This is a genomic window from Legionella sp. PATHC032 (assembly GCF_026191185.1).
Taxonomy (GTDB): domain Bacteria; phylum Pseudomonadota; class Gammaproteobacteria; order Legionellales; family Legionellaceae; genus Legionella.
This window is the reverse complement of the sequence record NZ_JAPHOV010000001.1, coordinates 2,235,341-2,257,271: the sequence shown is the minus strand read 5'-3', so window position 1 is coordinate 2,257,271 and position 21,931 is coordinate 2,235,341. Positions and strand designations below refer to the sequence as shown.

The following is a 21,931-nucleotide window of genomic DNA, read 5'->3' as shown; positions in this document are numbered from 1 at the left end:
TCAGCACCTTGTAATCGTAATTTTTTCTTGAGAGGAACCGCTGCCGATAACTAAGATGGCTTTATCAAAAACCCCATCTACGATGTAACGACAACCCTGAAGACGATAATTGACCATGACGGACTCCGATTTTTTAAATAGCCCTAGACTTCTTAAAACCAGCAGCGCAGGCGCTTCACTTTGAGCCATGGTTCTTGGCATCTCAATAATCGTTTTGACACCATTGTTATAAACTCTAACTGGCTTAAATCGGGCATTGCCTTGAATTCGATAATTGAAGTTAAGATCGCCTAGATATTCATTGGTTTCTGGTAAGGTATCTACTTTTCTTCTTTCAGCCTGAATGCGTTGTAGTAACTGCCATTTTGCTTTGGCTTCATCAGGATAAGTAAACGAAATGTAAGGCATAAATTCGGTTCTATCTGACTTTAATCTAAAGTGATATGTTCTTCTGTCTGTGGTGACTACCAAAGAAGAATCAAGCCCTACATCTTTAGGTTTTATTAGCAGATGGATTTGTTGCATAGCTCCAGATCCTGTGAGAGATGGTTCAACAACAAAGCGTGGATCACCAACGTTCATGTCGTTAAACTGCTCACCTGGTTGAAGGGCAATATCACACACTTGTAAAGGGGCACAAACTACCCTGATTTGCCCTGATCCATAAATAAAACTGACTGAACCATCGCTTGATGCAAAGGGTATACTTGTTTTTTCTCCTTGTTGTGTGCGCTCTGCAATATCTAAACCTTGTTTTTCTTGACTCGATAGCTTGGGGACAGTATCTGAAAAATAATGCTCAGCCAGAATCGTGTTATCCAATGCAAAACTTGTGAGCGGTGTTAATAAACAAAATAGCTGCATTATTCTTTTCATTGCTGTTCTCCATGCTTTAATTCGTATGACCAGTTAAAATCACGCACATAAATCAGGTGGGGATTTTTTAAAATGGACTCACTGGTGGCATCGTTGATTTCATTCTCTTGATACAGAGTAATCATCGCTTTCATCATGCGAGGCTTTTCTTTAAGTGAGCCATCACGATTTCTCACTGTTTCAATCCAGTCGACTTGCCAGGTCTCATTTGACTCTTGAAGTACTGAACGAATGTCTATGCTCACAATCTCAAAAGCTGCTCTTTCAAAGGGATTAGATTGTTGTTTGTCGCTGTAGAATTCTTGAACCTTGGCAAGGGCTGCATCATTGGTATTTAAATAGGAATACACTTGAAACACTGCCTTCTTTTGTAGTTCTACATCAAGGCTTACCATGCGTATGTTTTCAATAAAATGAGCAGCTGCAGCGCGATAATCATCGATGCTTGCCTCACCAACGCTATCAGCACGAGTAACCGATAAGGTATTGCCATTGGCATCTTGTTGAAACACCAAAGGGATAAATTTAGACTGACTACCTATTACAATAAGTCCACCAACTGCCGCCAATGCGATTAAGAGGCTACTTAAACCAACCAACTGCCAAACTTGGAGTGATTTCATCAGTCCTGCGGTATGAACATTCCATGCTCGTCTCGCATTGAGATAAGGATTATTCGTTATACTTTTTTTCATGCTGCTTCTCCGTATTGATTCATGCGAATACCTTTTTCTAAAAGCCATTGAGAGACCCACGCATCCCCATGCTTAAACTCCAGTTGTTTCATTCTCGCTATGGAGTCAGGATCAGTAGCTCCAACAAACGCCAAGGCATAAGGTCCAAGCGCTAATTGATAAAGACGCTGGCCTTTTTCACTGACATAGTAGTAATCACGCTTGGGTTGGGCTGCTGCGATGATGTCAATCTGACGCGGATTTAAGCCCATACGCTCATAAATGGTTTGTGTTTCAGGATCTCTTGCATACAGATTTGGTAAAAAGATTTTGGTAGCGGTTGATTCAACAATAATATCTAGGATTCCAGAGTTGGCTGCATGTGATAAATGTTGGGTTGCCATAAACACCACACAGTTTTTCTTAGCCATGGAATCAAGCCATTCAGCAATCTTGTTTTTAAACACAGGGTGAGCCAGCATTAGCCATGCTTCATCAAGCAAGATTAGGGTAGGGCGACCATCTAACGAGGTTTCAATACGCCTAAAGAGATAGAGCAATACAGGTAAAGCAAATTTCTCACCTAAACACATTAAATGCTCAATTTCGAATGTCATAAAAGAGGACAAGCCTAAACCATCACTTTCAGCATCTACTAAATGGCCCATCAATCCATCAATGGTGTATTGCTTTAATGTCTCTCTAATCGGCTCATCCTGAATAGTCATGACAAATTCAGATACGGTTTTAGAACCACTTTGGTGCATGCTTAAAATGGCATGGCCGATTTCATTGCGCTGAACTGGTGTGGTATTCAAACCATTCAAAGCTAAAATCGTATCAATCCACTCCATAGCCCAAGCTCTATCAGCTTTAGTTTCTAAGAACTGTAAGGGTGCAAAGGCAAGACGAGAGTCTTTATCAGCAATGGTGAAATGTTCCCCACCTGTGGCCTTACATGTTGGATACATGGACATGCCTTTATCAAAAGAATAAATACGTGCATCTTTGTATCGACGCCAGGACAATGCCAGTAAACCCAGGTGAGTTGATTTACCAGAACGAGTGGGGCCAAACATAATGCCATGGCCTAAATCTCTCACATGAAGATTCAACCGAAATGGTGCGTTACCACTTGTGACGCAATGCATCAACGGAGGTGAATGGAGTGAGAACAGTGGGCATGGTGCTTTATTCTCACCAGTCCAAATGCTGGATGTTGGTAACAAGTCCGCTAGGTTCATGGTATTTATCAGCGGTCGTCTGATGTTTTCAACACCATGGCCTGGCAAGCTGCCCATATAGGCATCCATGGTATTAATGGTTTCTGTACGTGCGCTAAACCCTAACGCATTGATATTCTTTTCGATGAATAGGGCTGCTTTTTCAACGTTCGCTCTATCTTCGTCCATTAACACCACAACCGATGTATAGTAACCTTGGCCTACCATTCCGGAATTGGTTTCGGCAATAGCTGCTTGCGCATCATTAACCATGCCGAGCGCGTCTTCATCAACGACACCCGAGTTGGTATTAAACATTTGGTCAAAAAAGCCTCTGACCTTTTGTTTCCATTTTTTACGGAATTTAGTGAAATGAGCTACAGCCTCATGGGGATCCATGAATATGAAGCGAGAGTTCCAGCGATATTCCACAGGCAGTTGAGTCAACAGTGTTAAAATACCTGGGTAAGACTCCATGGGGAATCCTTCAATAGCAACACATTGAATGAACTTTCGGCCAATTTTAGGTGTAATCCCTGGAGTTAATTCTTGACCGCCTATTAAAGCATCCATATAAATTGGATTTTTGGGCAGATTCACAGGGTGATTAATCCCAGTGACACAATATTGAATGTGTCTTAAAAAGTTATCCTGAGTGACTTTGTTATTTTCATTGATGACTAGTTCTGAGCCTAACCTTTCAAGGTGAAGTGCAGCACTCATACGTGACTCAAAGTTTCTGCACGATTGCTTGAAGGTTTCAATCAGTTGATGGGTTTTCGCTTTATGGTTTAATTTTTCCCCTGAATCATCAAACATCAATTCAACAAAACGTTTTTGCGCCAATACAGGTGGATACCAGGTTAATGTGATAATAAAATAACCTTCATACAATGCCCCTATACCTTCAAAGTACTGTCTTCTTTCTTCATCAACAGCTTTTGATATCGGATCCGGAAAGTATGAAGCACTCTGCTCACTGTAACCTGGAGCAGCACGTCTTATGGCATCGACATGAATCATCCAGCCATTACCCAATGAGGACATTGCCTGATTGATTCGAAAAGCCATCATTTCACGGGCTTCATCTGTAGTGTTGGCTATGTCTTCACCTTGATACACCCAGGCTGCCATAAAAGAGCCATTTTTACCTACAATCACACCATCATCGACTACTGCTGCGTAATTCAGTAAATCAACCAGTCCCGCTGTATGACTTCGATGTCTCCTGACATGGTGCTTACGGCTTTTCATTTGAGCTGCGCTAAACAATGTACCTAACAACAAAAGCCCAGTAATACTGATTAAAAAGGTAATGAATCCAATCATAGATAACCCCCTTTATTATTACGAAAAGGGGTAGAACGTGCTGGATAATAAGCCTGATAGCCTCTTTGTCTCAGATAAACTGCCCTCATATAAGGATCAGCTTTTGCCATAAGCCTTAGACCTTTTAAAGATAAAAACCAAAGGGCAAAACCAAAAATAGCGGCAAGCCAATCCTGGGCTGCGAATACTAAGATTGCTGAGAGTAAGCCTGAAAACATAACCAGTTCGCGGTCACCACCCATGAAAAGGCTTGGGCGGTTACCACATCTGCGTATAGGAATGGTACGGAGGCTCATAGCTGCGACTCCATAGCACTCGTTAAAACTGAGGGTTTAGCAATTTCAGCTCCCTTGCCTGTAATCGCTGTCATGGTATTTTGTGCTGCAACCAAGAATGAAAGCACCAACACAATAAAGAGAAGGGTCCGCAAAAAACCATTCATTTCACCACCAAAAATCAGCGTGGCTCCTGCACCAACTAAACCAATAATCGCAGCAGTAAAGGCAAATGGGCCTGTGATGGATTTTTGTATTTTGGTTAGATAGGAGTCAAAAGGTAATCCTCCACCAGCACTTGATGCACATGCAGGATCTGTTATAAACAAAAGTAATAAAACAATCGCTCCCATCATCCATATACTTCGATAATTTATATTGACTGCTTGGTTCATACCTATTCTCCTTAAATCAGTTTTTCGATGTTGTAATGACCGTTTTCATAGCCTTTGACCGATATGATTTCTTCAACTCGGCGCCCTTGCGGAGTTCTTGCGATATGCACCACACAATGAACTGTTTCACCAATTAAAGGTTCAATTTCAGCAGGGGCGGAGGGATTACGGGTAATCAGTGATTTCAAACGATGAAGTCCTGCAATACAGTTATTAGCATGTAACGTTGCAGCACCACCCTCATGACCAGTATTCCAGGCATCGAGTAAATCCAATGCTTCACTGCCCCGAACTTCTCCAACAAGGATTCGATCTGGCCGCATCCTTAGAGTGGTTTTTAAAAGCTGGGTCATATTGACATCAAGAGTGGTGTGATATTGAACGCAATTCTCAGCGGCGCATTGAATTTCACCCGTATCCTCAATAATGAAGACACGCTCAGCTGGCGAACTACGAACCATTTCATTGATAATGGCGTTCACTAAAGTAGTTTTACCAGAGCCTGTACCGCCAATGACTAGAATGTTTCGATGTGCAATAACGGCTTTTTTAATCACAGCACATTGTGCTTCTTTCATAATTCCCGATTTTACATAGTCATCCAGTGTAAAAACTGAAATGGCTTTTTTACGAATCGCAAAGGTTGGTTTTGAGACCACTGGCGGCAGCTGTCCTGCAAAACGTGAACCATCCAGTGGCAGCTCACCTTCCAGTATCGGATTAAAACGGGTTACTTCCTTACCATGAAAGCCCGCAACAGTTTTAATGATGGATTCAGCGCGTGCGTCAGTGATACTACCTATGCAACGCATGGTTTCGCCTAGGCGTTCCTGCCAAAGTTTGCCATCTGCATTGAGCATGATTTCAACGGTTTTAGGATCACTTAGCGCCTGCTCAATCATGCCACCCAAGTCACGCCTTAGCTTTTCACGGGCGCGGTCTTTAACCGTTATCCCTTGTTCTTCTTGTGCTTTCATACTAATAATCCTCGATTACTTATGTTTTTAAGCTGACTTCAAGCCATGTTTGAATTTGCTAATTAAACGGTCAATAATGCTTTCCTTATTGGAAGGAGAGTCGCTGAACCATTGATCTTTTTGGCGTTCTCGATAAATACGTCTTTGAATTTCATCACGGTGAACAGGGATTGATTGAGGGGCATCGAAAGCAAGGCGAACTTCACCGTCACGATAACCCACTACAGTGCAGTAAACTTCCTCACTGATAACAACTGATTCCCCAACTTTTCTTGTTAAAACCAACATAATGCGTCTCCTTCTGTTATTTAAATAAATAGGCCCTGCATTGCCTGATATTCTCTTCAACCACTTCTTTGCGGGCTGGTTGATATTTTTCTGATGCGACATAAAAAGCATTTCGTCTTTTGATATCACGGCAAAAGCCAATCATTTGCGGCAGTGTTGGAGGCATTTCGCAATGATCGCGGCAATCAATAATGACCTGATTCAAAATCTCATCACTAAATTGATTTAAGCCCTCCAACCACTCCTTCTTGGCAAACTCCAAAAATCCATCACTTTTAAACTGACTGCGCCATAGATGTCCGTAGAAGACCGCAAAACGAGTAAACAGATTCTCAATACTTTTTTTTCTACTGTCGGTAGCATTGCAGGTTGACGACGTTTGATTGCTGGTATTCGTCTTCACCGGTGATTTTTGCATCTCCTGTTTCTGGGTTCCAGAATGGATCAATGGCTCTGCTTTTAGTATTTGTGCCGCACTTCTCATTCCTTTTCTCCTGAGTTAATTCGATTTTGACTTCATCTTCCCAGCATTTTTGAGACAACCAGTTGGCTGGAAATTTCCATGCTGGAACCCATTCCCCAAGTGCTTCTTTTGCTGTACGGGCTTTGATTTGTTGAGCAAGGGCTTGCAACATGCATTGCAGCAAAGGCTCATCTGGATTGATTTGTTTGAAAATTTCAAAGGCACGTTCACGTGACTTTTTCTCGGGGTACATATGCCAGAAATGGTCGAAGTAGCGTAATAAATAAATATAATTATTTTCTTTTATTTGAGGTGTGTCGGCTTTTAGGATTTTATCTGTGTCGGCTTTTCTCTCTGTATCCTCAGAAACCCTTGTATTTACAGGGAATACAGCATGCGGTTTTGTGTCGGCTTGCTGTGTCGGGTTTGTGTCGGGTTTATTTTGGACACAATAACTGATATCCGCTAAAAGACATTTTAAAATAAGATGTTTATCGAAAGACTGAATAGCAATTAGCCCTGATCTTTCAAGCCCTTTAATGGCTCGACGAATTTGCTGACGGCTAGGACTTCCTGACTCTTTAATGCCTTGATGAGGTTCAATATAAAGTACCTCAGCCAGCGATTGGTAACTAATCCGTCGCTTAATCCCTACTATGAAAGTATTGCGATCCATGTAAGGTCGAATCCCTCTTAAGTAGGTAATTTGTTGGATATATGAAAGCCCACAGAGCGCATCCAATTCCTTGTCATTCACTGTAAAGTACATAAATAATCCGTTATTCCTTAACTAAAGATCTTAGCGCCCAATGAAACTTGTGATAACATTTTGAGAAATTAAGATAAAAAACAGCTCTTATTGAGTATATTTACTCGAAATGAGTAGTTAATAAATCTCAAAATAACACATATTGAGCTATAGTCAATAGATAAATGAATTAATTTATTAACCAAACACCGTGGAATGGATATGAACATCAAAGAGAAAATTGGCCAAAGAATTATGAATGAACGAAAGGCTAAGGGATTAACGAGAAAAGCATTGGCTGAATTGACAGGCGAATTGAAAACCTCACGCATTAATAATTATGAACGAGGGGACCGTACGCCTGGTCCAACTGAAATTAAATTGCTGGCCGATGCCCTGGAAGTCTCAGCCTCTTATTTGATGTGTTTAACTGATAATCGTGAAGGGAAGATGACAAAATCCCTTGGCATGGGCGCATTGATTCCTGTCTTAGATTACAAACAAGCAGCTGATCCTGTTACTTATATTCAGAAAATAAAAGATGATATCGATAGCAAAGTTGAGTTTGTACCGGTCAGTAAAGCTGTTGGTGAAAAAATTGGAAAAAATGCTTTTGCTTTACAGGTTAGGGATGAAAGTATGATGCCTGAATTTAGAGTTGATGATGTGATTATTGTTGATCCTGATACATGCCCTAAGCCAGGAGATTTTGTGATTGCATTGGTTGAAGGTGAAAATGAAGTGATAGTTCGGAAATATAGACAATTGTCCCTTTCCAAGAAGGAGCAAGAGTTCGAGTTGGTTGCACTTAATAATGATTGGGCTGATTTACGCGTTGATGCTAGCACATTTAAAGTGCTGATTGTTGGTAGTGGGATAAGCTTATGTCGGGAACTAAGAGATTAAATTTGCTGTTTTTACTATAAAACTCTTGGAAGTATTTGAGACTGTCCGAAAAAACTCAAGAAAACCAGCCTACTGGTTGTCATGGAATCACCAGGTGGGATAATCAGCATGTATACTTACAACTTTCATCTCTTAATTTATTATTGGGTTACTAGAATTCCAAACGGCACGAAGAGTGTTTTTCCATTGATTTGTACTTGGGCAAACATTTTAATAAAACCAGCTTTATCGGGCTCAATATGAAATTGCAATTCAGGTCCACCTCTTTCAGAGCCATTTGTTGGTTCTTTACCCATTGGATGGACATGGGTTACTGTTTTAAAGTCTTCATTAAAACCAACGATATGTGCATAAGCACCCATAATCGGCTCTAGGGTATGAACAGGCTTTCCATTAGCATCGACAATATCAATTTTGCCCATGATGGGTTGACCTACGTGTAATGGTGTTTTATCAAAAGTTAATTTGAATTTGTAACCATCAACGGTACTTTCAAAGAATGGTTGTCTAACCATTCGATCTTCAATTCTCTTTATGATTTTTGGAGAGGGAAAATCGGCAACAACGTATTCTTGGTTTTTGGTATTCGCAGGTATTAGATCAGCCCATGCTCGATAGGAGGCATTTTTCAGGGTAGGCTGCCATTCAAATTGATAAACGCCGGGTATTTTTGTCTCTATTGGATGAACATGGCTGTAGTCAACGAGGTGGTCATCAATAATCAACAAATGAATTTTCTGAGTATGGGCCTCAATGAGATTGCCTAAGGTGATGGGTTTATTGTTTTTAGTATCGCTTAACTTAATCAATACTAATTTTTTATTTTCTTTATCCATGACTTCTTGAATTGATAATTGCATGGTAGGACGAGCCTCTGATTGTGAAGACTCTAACGAGACATGGGTCATTGTGTGATGGTGGGAATTCTCAGCAAAAGCAATAGGATGATATAAATTGATTGATGATAAGCTCATTAAGGTGATGGTCAATTTTTTCATAAAACTTGGGTCTCCAAAACAATCATGGATGTATTAGTATCATTGTTTATAATGATTTTGTTTGTTATTGATTCAAATCAGTAAGTACAATGATATCATGGTTTGATTCATAGGCCATCAACAGCCCCCATCTGCTTTGATTTATTGTGTGAAACCGTCTATATTGTAGTCATATTTCCTTTTAAAATCATGGGGAAAGACCTTCATGAAGCAACGTCATTGGATAATTTTAGCTTGTTGTTTAGCACTTGCTGCGTGCATGAATAATGGTACCTCGACTAAAAATACAGAGAGTTTAGATAGTCATGTGGCTCAAGGCCATGTTGGGCATGGTGGCGGTGGTGGTCGCTAACCCTATAGTTTTTGGATTGTAATACAACGGAAAGCCATCAGTGATGCTGTAATTAATATGAGGTTACTTTAGGAAGAATTAAGGTCATTTGAAAATACTGGCTGAGCGGATTCAAAGGATGAATTACAATGGCAGAACAATGGCATGAAAAAACGATTCAGGATATCGCATCCCAGTTTAAAATAGACCTGACTGTAGGTTTAAGCGAAGCATATGCCACAGAACGATTAAAAGAAGTGGGGCCAAATTTGCTGAGTCAAAAGAAAAAAACATCAGCACTCATTATCTTCTTTCAGCAATTTAGCAATATAGTCATCTGGGTGCTTTTAGGTGCTGTTATCGTTTCTTTTTTACTCGGCGAAAAAGCCGATGCCATTGCCATTTTTGCCATTGTTATTTTAAATGCCATTATTGGTTTCGCTCTAGAATATCGAGCCGATCGCGCTATGGCAGCACTCCAGGAAATGGCCGCACCAAAGGCGACTGTTTTGCGCGATGGCCATGCCAAAATGATTGCTGCCTCGGATATCGTCCCAGGAGATGTTATCCTTTTTGAAAGTGGTGATTTAATCGCTGCCGATGCCCGTCTTTTTAAGTTGTCAGCACTCAAGGTCAATGAAGCACCGCTCACGGGTGAATCCATGCCAGTAGGTAAAAACCTGGACCTTTGCACTCAAGAAACCCCATTAGCCGACCGTAAAAACATGGTGTTTATGGGAACGGCCATTGCCGATGGTACGGGACGCGCACTGGTTGTAGCAACCGGCATGCAAACTGAAATGGGTCGTATTGCCCAGCTGCTTGGTGAAGCATCTCGTGATAAAACCCCTTTGCAAAAAAAACTCAATCAAGTGGGATCTCGTTTATTATGGGTTTGCTTTTTCATTGTTATGGCTATTTTTGGCTTAGGCCTCCTGCGTAATATTCCTATCTTCAATCTGTTTATGAGTTCAGTTAGTCTTGCTGTTGCTGCGATTCCTGAGGGTTTACCTGCTGTGGTCACAGTGGCTTTAGCACTGGGTGTACAACGTATGGTGCGGCGTGCTGTGTTGGTAAGACGATTATCGGCAGTAGAAACACTTGGCTATTTACAAGTCATTTGCACTGATAAAACAGGAACTTTAACTGTGGGTGAGATGACAGCACGTAAATTTGTGACAGCAAGCGATGTATATAGTATTTATGGAGAGGGCTATAATCTCACAGGAAAATTTTCACTTCAAGGCCAGGAGATTAATGTTTCAGAAGACAAGTTATTGCAGGCCTCATTACAGGCTATGGTAGCCTGCAATAATGCTGAATTTCGACAACAAAATGGGCAAATGACAATAGCAGGGGATCCGACTGAGGTAGCTCTTTTGGTTGCAGCAGCTAAAGGAGGTTTTTGGCGAAGTGAACTGCAAATTTCTAATCCTCGCATTAAGGAGCTGCCTTTTAGTTCCGAACGCAAACGAATGACAGTGGTTTGTCAATATGATAATGATGAGCTCATGGTTTACGTAAAAGGGGCTCCAGAAATTGTTTTAGAACGCTGCACTCATATTTTAACAAAAACTGGTATTAAAAAATTAACGCTGAATGATAAAGCGCGTATGAGACAATCCTGTGAATTCATGGCTAGTGAAGCATTAAGGATTTTGGCATTCGCACAACGCCCATTGGATACTTCATGGCTGGATAAAGAAGTTGATGAGATTGAAAGCAATTTCGTTTTTTTAGGTTTGGTTGGTCTGCAAGATCCACCGCATGCCAGTGCAAGAGAATCTGTTTCCCGCTGTAAAAAGGCGGGTATCAAACTGGTGATGATTACAGGAGACCATCCTGTTACAGCGAGAGCCATTGCTCAAGAACTTGGGATATTAAGCGAAGGTGATCAACTCCTTACTGGCAATGAACTTGAAAACATGTCAGAGGAAGAATTTAACTATTGCGTCAAAGACATTGTGGTCTATGCTCGTGTGACTGCGGAGCATAAATTAAAAATCGTACGTGCTTGGAAAAAACAAAACAGAGTAGTTGCGATGACAGGTGATGGTGTGAATGATGCGCCTGCTCTAAAAGAAGCTTCTATTGGTATTGCGATGGGAAAAACAGGAGCTTCTGTTACCAAGGAAGCTTCTGACATTATTGTCATGGATAATAACTTCACATCAATTGTAGCAGGGATTGAAGAAGGTCGAACGATTTACGATAATATTATCAAAACACTCATTTATTTGTTAGCAGGTAACAGTGCTGAATTGCTGGTTGTTTTTGTAGCGCTTTTAATCGGATGGCCCTTGCCTTTACTCCCTATTCAATTACTGTGGATTAACTTAGTGACTGACGGTTTACCAGCCATTGGTTTAGCAACTGATAGGTCAGAGCCAGGAATTTTGAATTGCCCACCCAGAACCATTCAAAAATCCATGATAGATAGAGCGTTTCTCAAACGAGTGAGTTTTATTGGTTGTGTAACAGCTTTAGTAACTTTAACTGTTTTTGCTTATGAATATTTAGCTTATAAGGATTTAACTCAAGCGCAAGATGCTGCGTTTTCCATATTAGTGACAGCAAGACTTTTGATAGCATTTGGAGCTCGTAGTGATACTAAGACTATCTTTCAGCTCGGCTTTTTCTCTAATCTGCATTTATTTATAATTATTAGCATTAGTTTTTCACTACAGGTCTTGATTCATCATATTCCCGTACTGCGAGATTTGTTTGGCATTGGGCAAATCTCATTTACCCAATGTATTTCCTGGATCTTGATAGGCACGTTGCCTTTGTTAGTAATTGAAGCTCAAAAATGGCTAAGGAAAGCACCTGGTGAGACATTTTAGTATTAGAAAAATTATTTGGATTGTTCTCCTGAGTTTCTGCTTTACGGAGTCATTCATTTATGCAAAGCCCAATCCTGGTTTATCGCAGTTAATTCAGGAAGCTAAGCAAAACAATCCCCAAATTCGGGCGGTACGCGACCGCCTGCTTGCTGCAATTCACGTGATTCCTCAAGCGAAAGCCCTTCCTGACCCGAAATTGAACGCGGGTTATATCAATATGTCCGAGAACATTCCTATGGATGTCGATCCAAGACGTGAACAAATGTTGGGTGGCCAACAGGAAATTCCCTTTCCTGGCAAGCTTGTTGTGCGAGGAAGAATAGCAACGCTTGAGGCCAAACGGGCAGAAGCGGAGTATCAAGCCACTTGTTTTGCTGTCATTGCTGAACTAAAACGGCTCTATTATGACCTTTACTTTGTCAATAAATCCATCGAGATTGTGCAAAGAAATCAGGAGCTTCTCCATGAAATGGAGCAAAGTGCCGAAGCGACGTACAGTGTGGGGAAAACGCCCCAACAAGACATTTATCGCGCCCAAACGGAAGTTTCTCGTCTAGAGATGCGTTTGGTCATCTTAAAGCAACAACGCCAATCCCTGCAAGCCGATATCAACCGTCTTTTGAATCGTTCCTTAGAAAGGGTGGTCAGTACTCCAACAACACTCCCTGTCACACCAATGGGGCACAATTTGGAGTATTTTTATTCGCTCGTGAAACAGCGAGCGCCTCAATTAATCATGCAGCAGCGTAACGTGCAAAAAGGACGACAAGCCATCAAGTTAAGTAAAATGGAGTATTTCCCCGATGTTGAAATTGAGGGGGGACGACTTCATGATACGGGAATGCATACCAAAGGTTATCAAGTGTTGTTAAAAGCAACCGTTCCCCTTTATTTCATGCAAAAACAAAATAATGCCGTACGGGAATCACTTGCTCGTTACAACGCCGATATGGAAGACTTGCAGACGACTTATCGCACACTTTCTTTTCAAGTAAAAAATGCCTATTTATTAGCAGAGCGCTCGGCAAAGCTTATTCATCTGATTCAACATACCATTATTCCGCAAGCCACTTTAACGTTTACTTCTTCTCAAGCTAATTACGGGGTTGGCAAAGTGGATTTTTTAACCATGCTAAATAATTTGTTGACCCTGCAAGAAAACGAATTGGAGTGGCACGGTGAACTCGCTGAGCATGAGAAAGCGATTGCACAAATCGAAGAAAGCACAGGGACGTACTTATGAATCAGAAGGTGATGAGAAGGGGTGTGTTCGTTTTGAGTTTACTGGCTTTGTTGCAGTTAACCCAGGCACAAAATGCAACGGATACACATAGCAAGATGGACATGAAACAATCCACGCAAAAAAATGAGATTGTGATTGATCCAGTCCGCTTACAAGCCATTGGCATTACCTCAGAGCCGGTACGCCGTCAAAACATTGAAAAAACAATTCGCACGGTAGGAAGGGTTGAAGCCGATGAGCGGCGCGTTGCCCACATTCATGTGCGTTTTGATGGTTGGATAGAACAATTATTCATCAATTTCACCGGCGAAAAAGTACAAAAAGGACAAGCCCTTTTTACAGTATATAGCCCGGAGTTGGTGGCCACCCAACAAGAATACTTACTTGCCTTAAACGCTCAAAAAATCTTAAGCAAAAATACCACCTCCAGTGCCGCCCGTGGTGCCCAAGGGGCCTTTCAAGCGGCTCATCAGCGGTTGCTGTTGTGGGGGATTTCTGAAAAGGAAATAGAGCAATTAAAGCGTACTGGCAAAATTACTCGAACGATGACCATTGACTCACCCATCCAAGGTACGGTTCTTAAAAAAATGGCGCTTATCGGCATGCGTATTGAGCCAGGAGATGAATTGTATACGATTGCTGATTTATCACGCTTGTGGGTTTTAGGGGATATTTATGAATACGAGTTGCCCTATATTAAACTAGGACAAACTGCCGACCTGACGCTTACCTATTTGCCCAATGAATTATTTAAAGCCAAGCTTGATTTTATTTATCCGACCATTGATATGAAAACGCGAACGGCCAAGGTGCGTTTCGAAGTAGACAATACAAAAGAACAATTAAAGCCTGGCATGTACGTTAATCTGGAACTCAAAATCCCTTTGGGTGAACGTCTTGTGGTTCCTAAAAATGCGGTTTTGCTCACGGGTGAGCGAGCGGTGGTCTTTATTTATCATGGCAATGGCAAAATTGAGTGGCGAGACGTCACTCTTGGAGTGCGGGCCGGTGATTTGCTTGAGATAGTAAAAGGGGTTAAGGAGGGAGATAAGATTATTACCTCTGCCAATTTCCTCATTGATTCGGAGAGCCAGTTGAAAGCAGCCATGGGAGGCATGCAGCATAAATAATAAGAGATGAATTGCTTATGAGTGTTATCTCGTAAGGCTCTTCCTTTGAAGAACAGGGATGATGTATGAGATTCCTATGAAATAAAGGGATTTTATGGTTGAACGGATTATTGAATTTTGTGCGCGCAATCGCTTTATTGTGTTGCTCTTTGTGCTTGGGCTTTCTTTCATGGGTTATATGGCTCTTAAGAATACCCGCATGGATGCATTACCTGATATTTCAGACACGCAGGTGATTGTGTACACCACCTGGATGGGACGCTCTCCTGATTTAATGGAAGACCAAGTCACTTACCCTATTGTGACAGCACTGCTGTCGGCACCGAAAGTGGTTGCGGTACGGGGATTTTCTGATTTTGGCTTTTCTTATGTTTACATCATTTTTGAGGACGGTACTGATATTTATTGGGCGCGTTCTCGTGTTTTGGAGTACATGAGTCAACTGGCAGGAAAGTTGCCCGAAGGGGTGACACCGCAATTAGGCCCTGATGCAACCCCTGTAGGTTGGATTTATCAATACGCCTTGGTGGATGAGAATGGGAAACATAATCTGGCTGAGTTACGCACGTTTCAAGATTGGTATTTACGCTATTGGTTAAGAGCAGTTCCTGGGGTGTCTGAAGTAGCCAGTGTGGGTGGGTTTGTCAGGCAGTATCAAGTCAATTTGGATCCCGTCAAAGTTCTTGCCTACAACCTGTCGGTTCCTGACATCATCGAAAAAATTCGCATGAGCAATAACGACACCGGTGGAAGGGTGGTTGAATTTTCAGGCGTGGAATATATGATTCGTGGCCGAGGATACATTAAGTCTACCGAGGACATTGAAAAAATTGCCATAGGCACTAATGCCAATGGGACACCGATTTTGCTGCGTGATGTGGCGACCGTGCAGCTTGGCTCGGACATGCGCCGAGGGGTCGTCGATTTAAATGGCCAAGGAGAAGCAGTGGGCGGCATTGTCATCATGCGCTTTGGTGAGGATGTGTTGCAAGTGATTGGTCGCATTAAAGAGAAATTAAAAGAATTGGCCACTGCCATCCCCGAAGGAATAAAAATGGTTCCTGTGTATGATCGCAGTAATCTCATTCGAGAAGCCATCTCCACGGCCAATTGGAATTTGATTGAAGAACTGGTGGTGGTTGGGTTACTCATCATCGTATTTTTAGGTCATTTTCGTTCCGCATTAATCCCCATTATTACCTTGCCGCTTGCGATTTTGATTTCTTTTATTCCCATTTATTTCTTGCATATTGGGCTTAATATCATGTCCATTGGTGGGATTATTGTGGCGGTTGGCGACATGGTGGATGCTGCCATCATCATGGTCGATAATGCCCATAAACGCTTAGCCGATTGGGAGGCAAAAGGAAGTCCAGGCGATCGTACCCAAGTGTTAATCGATTCGGCCAAGGAAGTAGGTCCTGCGATTTTCTCATCACTTCTTGTGATTGCCATCTCGTTCATGCCCGTTTTTACTCTAGAAGCCCAAGAGGGACGGATGTTTTCACCTTTGGCTTATACTAAAAACTTGGCGATTTTCATGAGTGCCCTGTTGGCCATCACCCTAATTCCTGTACTATTGCCTCTTTTGGTGCGTGGTCGAATCATTCCTGAACAAAAACATCCCATTACCCGCTTGATGCAAGCAATGTACGCACCCGTGTTAACGCTCGCTTTAAGCTATCGAAAGGTTGTCGTGGGCGTTGCCATAGTGGTGGCATTAGCCACAATCCCTCTCTACAAACTCATTGGCGCTGAGTTTATGCCACCTCTTTATGAAGGCACGATTTTGTACATGCCAGTGACTTTGCCAGGTATTTCAGTGACTCAAGCAACGGCTTTGCTGCAGGAAATGGATAAGAAATTAAAAGCCTTTCCAGAAGTAGCCCATGTGTTTGGAAAGACAGGACGAGCGGAAACCTCTACCGACCCCTCGCCATTTAGCATGATGGAAGTGATTGTTGAATTAAAGCCCAAGGAATTTTGGCGTAAAGGAATGACTTATGAAGGCTTGGTGGCTGAAATGGATAAAGCCTTGCAATTTCCCGGGGTGAGCAATGCCTGGACCATGCCTATTAAAGCACGCAATGACATGCTCACCACGGGGATTCGAACGGCCGTTGGGATTAAAATTTTTGGTCCCGACATTAAAAAAATTGAAGCCATTGGCAAAGAAATTGAAATGGTGGCTAAAGAAGTGAAAGGGACCAGTAATGTCTATGCAGAGAGAGTCGCTGGAGGTTATTTTCTTGATTTTCAAATCAATAGGGACCAGCTGGCACGTTACGGTTTAACCATTATGGACGTGAATCGCATTATTGAGTCGGCCGTGGGTGGTGAAAACATTACTACCACGATTGAAGGGCGTGAGCGTTATCCGGTGAATGTGCGCTATTTGCGGGAGCTACGTGACGACCCAGATAAGCTCAATCGTATTTTAGTTAAAACACCAAGTGGAGCTGAAGTACCTATTGCACAATTAGTTACTTTAACATTTCGTTCGGGACCTGCCATGGTCCGCGATGAAAATGCCATGTTGGCAGGTTATGTGTTTATTGATATCAGTGGTCGGGATATTGGTGGCTACGTGGAGGAGCTAAAACAAGCAGTCAAGGCCAAAGTCAAATTGCCTCCAGGCTACACCCTGGCGTGGTCAGGTCAATACGAATTCATGCAACGGGTTTATGAGCGACTTAAAATTTTCGTACCACTCACCTTAGTCATTATTTTTGTTTTATTTTATTTTACCTTTCGTACCATCACGGAGACTTTGATGGTGATGCTCGGTGTTCCTTTTGCTTTATTTGGCGGCTTTTTGCTGCTTTATGTTTTGGGATACAACATGAGTATTGCCGTTTGGGTGGGAATGATTGCTTTAGCCGGTGTGGCCGCCGAAACCAGTGCGGTGATGCTGGCATACCTTGATTCGGATTACAATGAGCAAAAAGAGAAAGGGTTGCTTAAAACCCTGCCGGATTTAATTCAAATGGTACACCTTTGTGCCATATCCCGTATCCGCCCCATGGTGATGGCAGGTCTTGCGAACATCATTGGGTTATTGCCGGTGATGTGGGCCACGGGCATTGGAGCGGATGTCATGAAAAGGCTTGCAGCACCTATGGTGGGTGGTGTTTTTTCCGCCCTTTTACTGACTCTCATTGTCATTCCCGTGGTTTATGTGATGTGGCGTTGGCAAGTGGAATTGAAACAACAAGGAAGTCTGACGGAGGCAAAATGAAATTAACCTTTTTAGGGGCAACAGAGACCGTTACCGGATCAAAATATCTTTTGACGGTAGATTCTAAAAAAATTCTTATTGATTGCGGGCTTTTTCAGGGCTATAAAGAATTGCGCTTGCGTAACTGGGCTCCCTTGCCAGTCAATCCACGCGACATTGATGCAGTCATCATCACTCATGCTCATATTGACCATACGGGTTATCTTCCCTTGCTCATTAAAAATGGATTTCAAGGCAAAATTTATGCAACAACGGGCACCAAAGCGCTGTGTTCTATTTTATTACCGGATAGTGGTCATCTCCAGGAGGAAGAAGCACGATTGGCTAACAAATATGGATTCTCCAAGCATAGGCCTGCTCTTCCACTGTATACTGAGCAGGAAGCTCGAGTTGCCTTAAATTATTTTGAGACCATTGATTTTGATACGCCACATTCATTATTTAATGTGTTGAGTTTTGAATTTCATCGTGCCGGCCACATCGTGGGGGCTGCCATGGTCAAAATAAAAACAAAAAAAGGTTCCATGGTGTTTACCGGGGACCTTGGCCGGCCTCATGATCCCGTCATGAAAGCCCCAAGCGTGATTCAAGAAACCGATTATTTGGTGATGGAATCCACTTACGGAGACCGGCTGCATGATGCCACCGATCCCTTGCCACAAATCGGTGAGGTGATTAATCGCACCATCAAACGAGGAGGCTCTGTTATTATTCCGGCCTTTGCGGTGGGACGGGCTCAAAGTCTTTTATATTTTATTTATGAATTAAAACGCAAAGGGGAAATTCCTAAAGAGATTCCAGTATTTTTAGACAGTCCCATGGCGATTAATGCAACCAAACTACTCTGTACTTATAAAGAGGATCATCACTTAAATGAGGAACAATGTCGTGGATTATGCAATGTGGCCACTTACATTAATACGCCTGAGGAGTCCAAAGAGATTGACAGGCATAAAATGCCACAAATCATCATAGCCGCCAGTGGCATGGCTCAAGGCGGTCGTATTTTACATCATTTGAAAGCCTTTGCGCCTGATCCTAAAAACACACTTCTTTTTACTGGCTTTCAGGCAGGAGGTACTCGTGGTGCCAGGATGGTTAATGGGGAGCGGGAGGTTAAAATTCATGGTGGTTTGGTTCCCATACGCGCTCAGGTGGTGGTTATGAGCAGTACCTCTGCTCATGCCGATTATCTCGAGATGTTAGAGTGGCTAAAGCATTTTACTCATCCGCCTAAGAAGGTCTTTATCACGCATGGTGAACTCCACAGCGCTCAATCATTAAAAGAGAAAATTGAAAGCCAATTAGGTTTTCCTTGTACGATTCCTTCTTATCTGCAAGAGGAGGATTTGTCGTGATCCAGAAGGAACATCATAGGTTGCGTTTAAAGTACCTAGGAATTAAAACATATCATGAAGCCATTATCTACATGCGAGAAGATTGCCATGTTTGTCATTCGGAGGGATTTGAGGTTCAAACGCGCATCCAAGTGACCTTGGGCCAGCGCTCGATTATTGCCACGCTCAATGTCGTGACCTCAGAGCTTTTAAGGCCTGGTGAAGCGAGCTTATCCAATTTTGCGTGGGATTTTCTCAATGCCAAAGAAGGGGATGACATTCAACTGTCACATCCTAAGCCACTGGAATCATTAAGTTATGTGCATACGAAGATTTATGGTAATGAACTCTCTTTTAAACAAATCAAGGCCATCGTGGATGACGTTTTAAGTGGCCGTCTTTCTGATTTGCAAATTTCAGCTTTTTTAGCGGCCAGCGCCGCGGAACGTTTAAGCAATATTGAAATCGTGAAACTTACAAAAGCCATGATTGACAGTGGCGATCGCTTATCCTGGTCTTCCCCTTTGATTGTAGACAAGCATTGTGTTGGTGGTTTACCAGGAAATCGCACCACCCTTGTTGTGGTTCCCATTGTAGCGGCTTTCGGGTTGACCATCCCCAAAACCTCTTCACGGGCTATCACTTCTCCTGCGGGAACTGCAGATACGATGGAAACTTTAGCGCCGGTGTCACTTAGCCCAGAGGCTATGTGTCAAGTGGTTGATAAGGAAAACGGATGCATTGTTTGGGGAGGGGCTGTGAGCTTAAGCCCTGCCGATGATGTGCTTATTCGGGTGGAGCGTGCTCTTGAGTTAGATAGTGAAGGACAATTGGTCGCCTCAATCCTTTCTAAAAAAATTGCCACAGGAGCAACCCATGCGGTTATTGATATTCCAGTGGGACCTACCGCCAAAGTCAGGAATAAGTCCAGGGCTTTACTTCTTAAGCAATCCCTTGAAGAAGTAGGAAAACAGTTAGGTCTTGTGGTCCATACCTTAATTACTGATGGCGCACAACCGATAGGAAATGGTATTGGCCCGGCTTTAGAAGCACGCGATGTGTTGGCGGTATTACAAGGTTTGCCTCATGCCCCAAAGGATTTGCGTGAAAAATCATTAACTCTTGCAGGAGCAGTACTGGAATTTTCATCAACAGTACCACCAGGCTCAGGTCAATCGATAGCCAAACAATTATTAGATAGCGGAGAAGCGTTTAAAAAATTTCAGGCTATTTGTGAGGCACAAGGAGGGATGAGGGAATTGACGGTGGCACGTTTTACTCACCCTATGGTTGCTGAGAAAGCAGGTAAAGTATCTCTCATTGACAATCGAATGCTCGCAAAAATTGCTAAACTTGCAGGGGCCCCTAAGTCTAAATCAGCAGGGGTTGATTTGCATGTTCATGTTGGTGACCAAGTTGAAAAAGGGCAGCCTTTGTTCACCATCCACTCAGAGTCTTCAGGGGAACTGACTTATGCTCGCGATTTTATTCGCGATAAACAAAATACCATTGTTCTAGGAGAGAAGCCTTGAAGCCCATTTTATTTTCATTATTTGATGCTTCAGGAATCAGTAGACGCTTAAAAGAAGCGCTTCAAGTGGAGGTGGGTGATGTCACGTTGCATTGTTTTCCAGATACAGAGTGGTACGTAAAAATTAATTCAGCAGTTAAAAATCGCAGCCTCATTGTAGTGGATAGCTTAAACCAACCCGATGGAAAAATACTGCCTTTGCTGTTTTTTGCTAAAACAGCAAAAGAATTAGGAGCTAAAAAAATCGGCTTGATTGCCCCTTATCTTCCCTATTTACGTCAAGATAAACGTTTTCATCAGGGGGAAGGGATTACCTCGCGTTATTTTGCTGAATTACTCTCTACTTCATTTGATTGGCTCATGACCATCGACCCCCATTTGCATCGTTATCACTCTTTGGATGAAATCTATTCAATACCTACTTTTGTCTTGCATGTTACAGCCAATATTGCCACATGGATTAAGAATCATGTGAATAAGCCTGTGATTATTGGTCCTGATATGGAAAGTCAGCAGTGGGTTGCCGACATTGCTGAAAAAGGCCATTTCCCTTATGTGATTTTGGAAAAAATTCGACGTGGAGATAAAGAGGTTTCTATTTCTGTGCCAACTATCCCTGACCTTGAATCGTCTACTCCCGTATTAGTCGATGACATCATCTCCACCGCCAGAACCATGGTGGAGACGGTGACACATTTACAAAAGGCAGGGGCTCAGTCCGTGATTTGCATTGGGGTGCATGCGCTTTTTGCAGAAGAGGCTTATTCTTTATTATCGGGGATGGATGGTGTGCAAATCATCACGTGCAACACCATCCGTCATATCACCAATGCGATTGACGTGAGTGAAGTGATTGCAACCACTTTAGAAAAATACAAACTCGCCAAAGTGTTAAAAAAATAGGGATGAAAAAATGGTTTTATTGACGAAGGAGCGCCAAATGTCACTTTTTAAAATAATCAGGGTTATCGGAATGGTCATTGGCTTTTCGGCCATTTTCTTTTTGAGCTCTTGTAATCATGCTGTGAAACAGAGTTCGCAAGAGACGGATGGGGGCTATGGAGGGCACAGTGCGGGTGGACATGGCAGTCATGGTGGCGTTGGGCATTAAATAATTAAAATAGGT

General features: G+C 42.4%; 20 protein-coding genes. 10 read left to right on the top strand and 10 right to left on the bottom strand.

Annotation, left to right across the window (positions count from 1 at the left end; genetic code table 11):
• The 9 genes from trbG to OQJ02_RS10115 are packed head-to-tail and all read right to left on the bottom strand — an operon-like array spanning nt 1 to nt 7,269.
• Entirely contained in the window at nt 1-876 is an 876-nt protein-coding gene (gene trbG, locus OQJ02_RS10155; protein WP_015444270.1) for a P-type conjugative transfer protein TrbG, read from the bottom strand.
• Nucleotides 873-1,571: a conjugal transfer protein TrbF gene (locus OQJ02_RS10150; protein WP_015444271.1), complete on the bottom strand. Its 699-nt coding sequence runs from the start codon at nt 1,569-1,571 to the stop codon at nt 873-875. Before OQJ02_RS10150 ends, trbG begins: the two co-directional genes overlap by 4 nt.
• On the bottom strand, nt 1,568-4,102 hold the full coding sequence (locus tag OQJ02_RS10145) for a hypothetical protein (RefSeq protein WP_015444272.1): 2,535 nt from the start codon (nt 4,100-4,102) through the stop codon (nt 1,568-1,570). Before OQJ02_RS10145 ends, OQJ02_RS10150 begins: the two co-directional genes overlap by 4 nt.
• Nucleotides 4,099-4,398, bottom strand: coding sequence for a conjugal transfer protein TrbD (locus tag OQJ02_RS10140; protein WP_038839093.1), 300 nt, complete (start codon nt 4,396-4,398; stop codon nt 4,099-4,101). Before OQJ02_RS10140 ends, OQJ02_RS10145 begins: the two co-directional genes overlap by 4 nt.
• Nucleotides 4,395-4,772: a TrbC/VirB2 family protein gene (locus OQJ02_RS10135; protein ID WP_015444274.1), complete on the bottom strand. Its 378-nt coding sequence runs from the start codon at nt 4,770-4,772 to the stop codon at nt 4,395-4,397. The genes OQJ02_RS10140 and OQJ02_RS10135 overlap by 4 nt, the downstream gene beginning before the upstream one ends.
• A gap of 11 nt (nt 4,773-4,783) precedes the next feature.
• Entirely contained in the window at nt 4,784-5,749 is a 966-nt protein-coding gene (gene trbB, locus OQJ02_RS10130; RefSeq protein WP_015444275.1) for a P-type conjugative transfer ATPase TrbB, read from the bottom strand.
• 27 nt (nt 5,750-5,776) lie between these two features.
• Nucleotides 5,777-6,037 carry a carbon storage regulator CsrA gene (csrA, locus tag OQJ02_RS10125; RefSeq protein ID WP_015444276.1) on the bottom strand — a complete coding sequence of 87 codons (261 nt, stop codon included), beginning with the start codon at nt 6,035-6,037 and terminating at the stop codon, nt 5,777-5,779.
• Nucleotides 6,038-6,053: 16 nt separating this feature from the next.
• Nucleotides 6,054-6,365 (bottom strand): hypothetical protein, encoded by a 312-nt coding sequence (locus OQJ02_RS10120; RefSeq protein WP_038839102.1) that lies wholly within the window; start codon nt 6,363-6,365, stop codon nt 6,054-6,056.
• Between the two features lie 19 nt (nt 6,366-6,384).
• Nucleotides 6,385-7,269, bottom strand: coding sequence for a hypothetical protein (locus tag OQJ02_RS10115; RefSeq protein WP_015444278.1), 885 nt, complete (start codon nt 7,267-7,269; stop codon nt 6,385-6,387).
• A 195-nt stretch (nt 7,270-7,464) separates the two neighbouring features.
• Here OQJ02_RS10115 and OQJ02_RS10110 point away from each other — a divergent pair, with 195 nt between their 5' ends.
• Nucleotides 7,465-8,154 carry a LexA family protein gene (locus tag OQJ02_RS10110; protein WP_015444279.1) on the top strand — a complete coding sequence of 230 codons (690 nt, stop codon included), beginning with the start codon at nt 7,465-7,467 and terminating at the stop codon, nt 8,152-8,154.
• A gap of 140 nt (nt 8,155-8,294) precedes the next feature.
• Here OQJ02_RS10110 and OQJ02_RS10105 read toward each other — a convergent pair whose 3' ends face one another.
• A complete protein-coding gene (locus OQJ02_RS10105) occupies nt 8,295-9,152 on the bottom strand; it encodes a hypothetical protein (RefSeq protein WP_015444280.1) in 858 nt (285 codons plus the stop codon).
• Nucleotides 9,153-9,357: 205 nt separating this feature from the next.
• Between OQJ02_RS10105 and OQJ02_RS10100 the strand changes: the two genes are divergently transcribed.
• The 9 genes from OQJ02_RS10100 to OQJ02_RS10060 all read left to right on the top strand — a co-directional run bounded on the left by OQJ02_RS10100 (nt 9,358) and on the right by OQJ02_RS10060 (nt 21,916).
• Nucleotides 9,358-9,504: a hypothetical protein gene (locus OQJ02_RS10100; RefSeq protein ID WP_015444281.1), complete on the top strand. Its 147-nt coding sequence runs from the start codon at nt 9,358-9,360 to the stop codon at nt 9,502-9,504.
• A gap of 128 nt (nt 9,505-9,632) precedes the next feature.
• Nucleotides 9,633-12,326: a cation-translocating P-type ATPase gene (locus OQJ02_RS10095; RefSeq protein WP_015444282.1), complete on the top strand. Its 2,694-nt coding sequence runs from the start codon at nt 9,633-9,635 to the stop codon at nt 12,324-12,326.
• Nucleotides 12,313-13,569: a TolC family protein gene (locus OQJ02_RS10090; protein ID WP_015444283.1), complete on the top strand. Its 1,257-nt coding sequence runs from the start codon at nt 12,313-12,315 to the stop codon at nt 13,567-13,569. The genes OQJ02_RS10095 and OQJ02_RS10090 overlap by 14 nt, the downstream gene beginning before the upstream one ends.
• On the top strand, nt 13,566-14,699 hold the full coding sequence (locus OQJ02_RS10085; protein WP_015444284.1) for an efflux RND transporter periplasmic adaptor subunit: 1,134 nt from the start codon (nt 13,566-13,568) through the stop codon (nt 14,697-14,699). The genes OQJ02_RS10090 and OQJ02_RS10085 overlap by 4 nt, the downstream gene beginning before the upstream one ends.
• A 94-nt stretch (nt 14,700-14,793) precedes the next feature.
• On the top strand, nt 14,794-17,937 hold the full coding sequence (locus OQJ02_RS10080; RefSeq protein ID WP_015444285.1) for an efflux RND transporter permease subunit: 3,144 nt from the start codon (nt 14,794-14,796) through the stop codon (nt 17,935-17,937).
• Nucleotides 17,934-19,295, top strand: coding sequence for an MBL fold metallo-hydrolase RNA specificity domain-containing protein (locus tag OQJ02_RS10075; protein WP_015444286.1), 1,362 nt, complete (start codon nt 17,934-17,936; stop codon nt 19,293-19,295). The genes OQJ02_RS10080 and OQJ02_RS10075 overlap by 4 nt, the downstream gene beginning before the upstream one ends.
• A complete protein-coding gene (locus OQJ02_RS10070; protein ID WP_072363962.1) occupies nt 19,253-20,806 on the top strand; it encodes a thymidine phosphorylase family protein in 1,554 nt (517 codons plus the stop codon). The genes OQJ02_RS10075 and OQJ02_RS10070 overlap by 43 nt, the downstream gene beginning before the upstream one ends.
• On the top strand, nt 20,803-21,708 hold the full coding sequence (locus tag OQJ02_RS10065) for a ribose-phosphate pyrophosphokinase (RefSeq protein WP_015444288.1): 906 nt from the start codon (nt 20,803-20,805) through the stop codon (nt 21,706-21,708). Before OQJ02_RS10070 ends, OQJ02_RS10065 begins: the two co-directional genes overlap by 4 nt.
• Nucleotides 21,709-21,745: 37 nt before the next feature.
• Nucleotides 21,746-21,916 carry a hypothetical protein gene (locus OQJ02_RS10060; protein ID WP_015444289.1) on the top strand — a complete coding sequence of 57 codons (171 nt, stop codon included), beginning with the start codon at nt 21,746-21,748 and terminating at the stop codon, nt 21,914-21,916.
• Nucleotides 21,917-21,931: the final 15 nt, after the last annotated feature.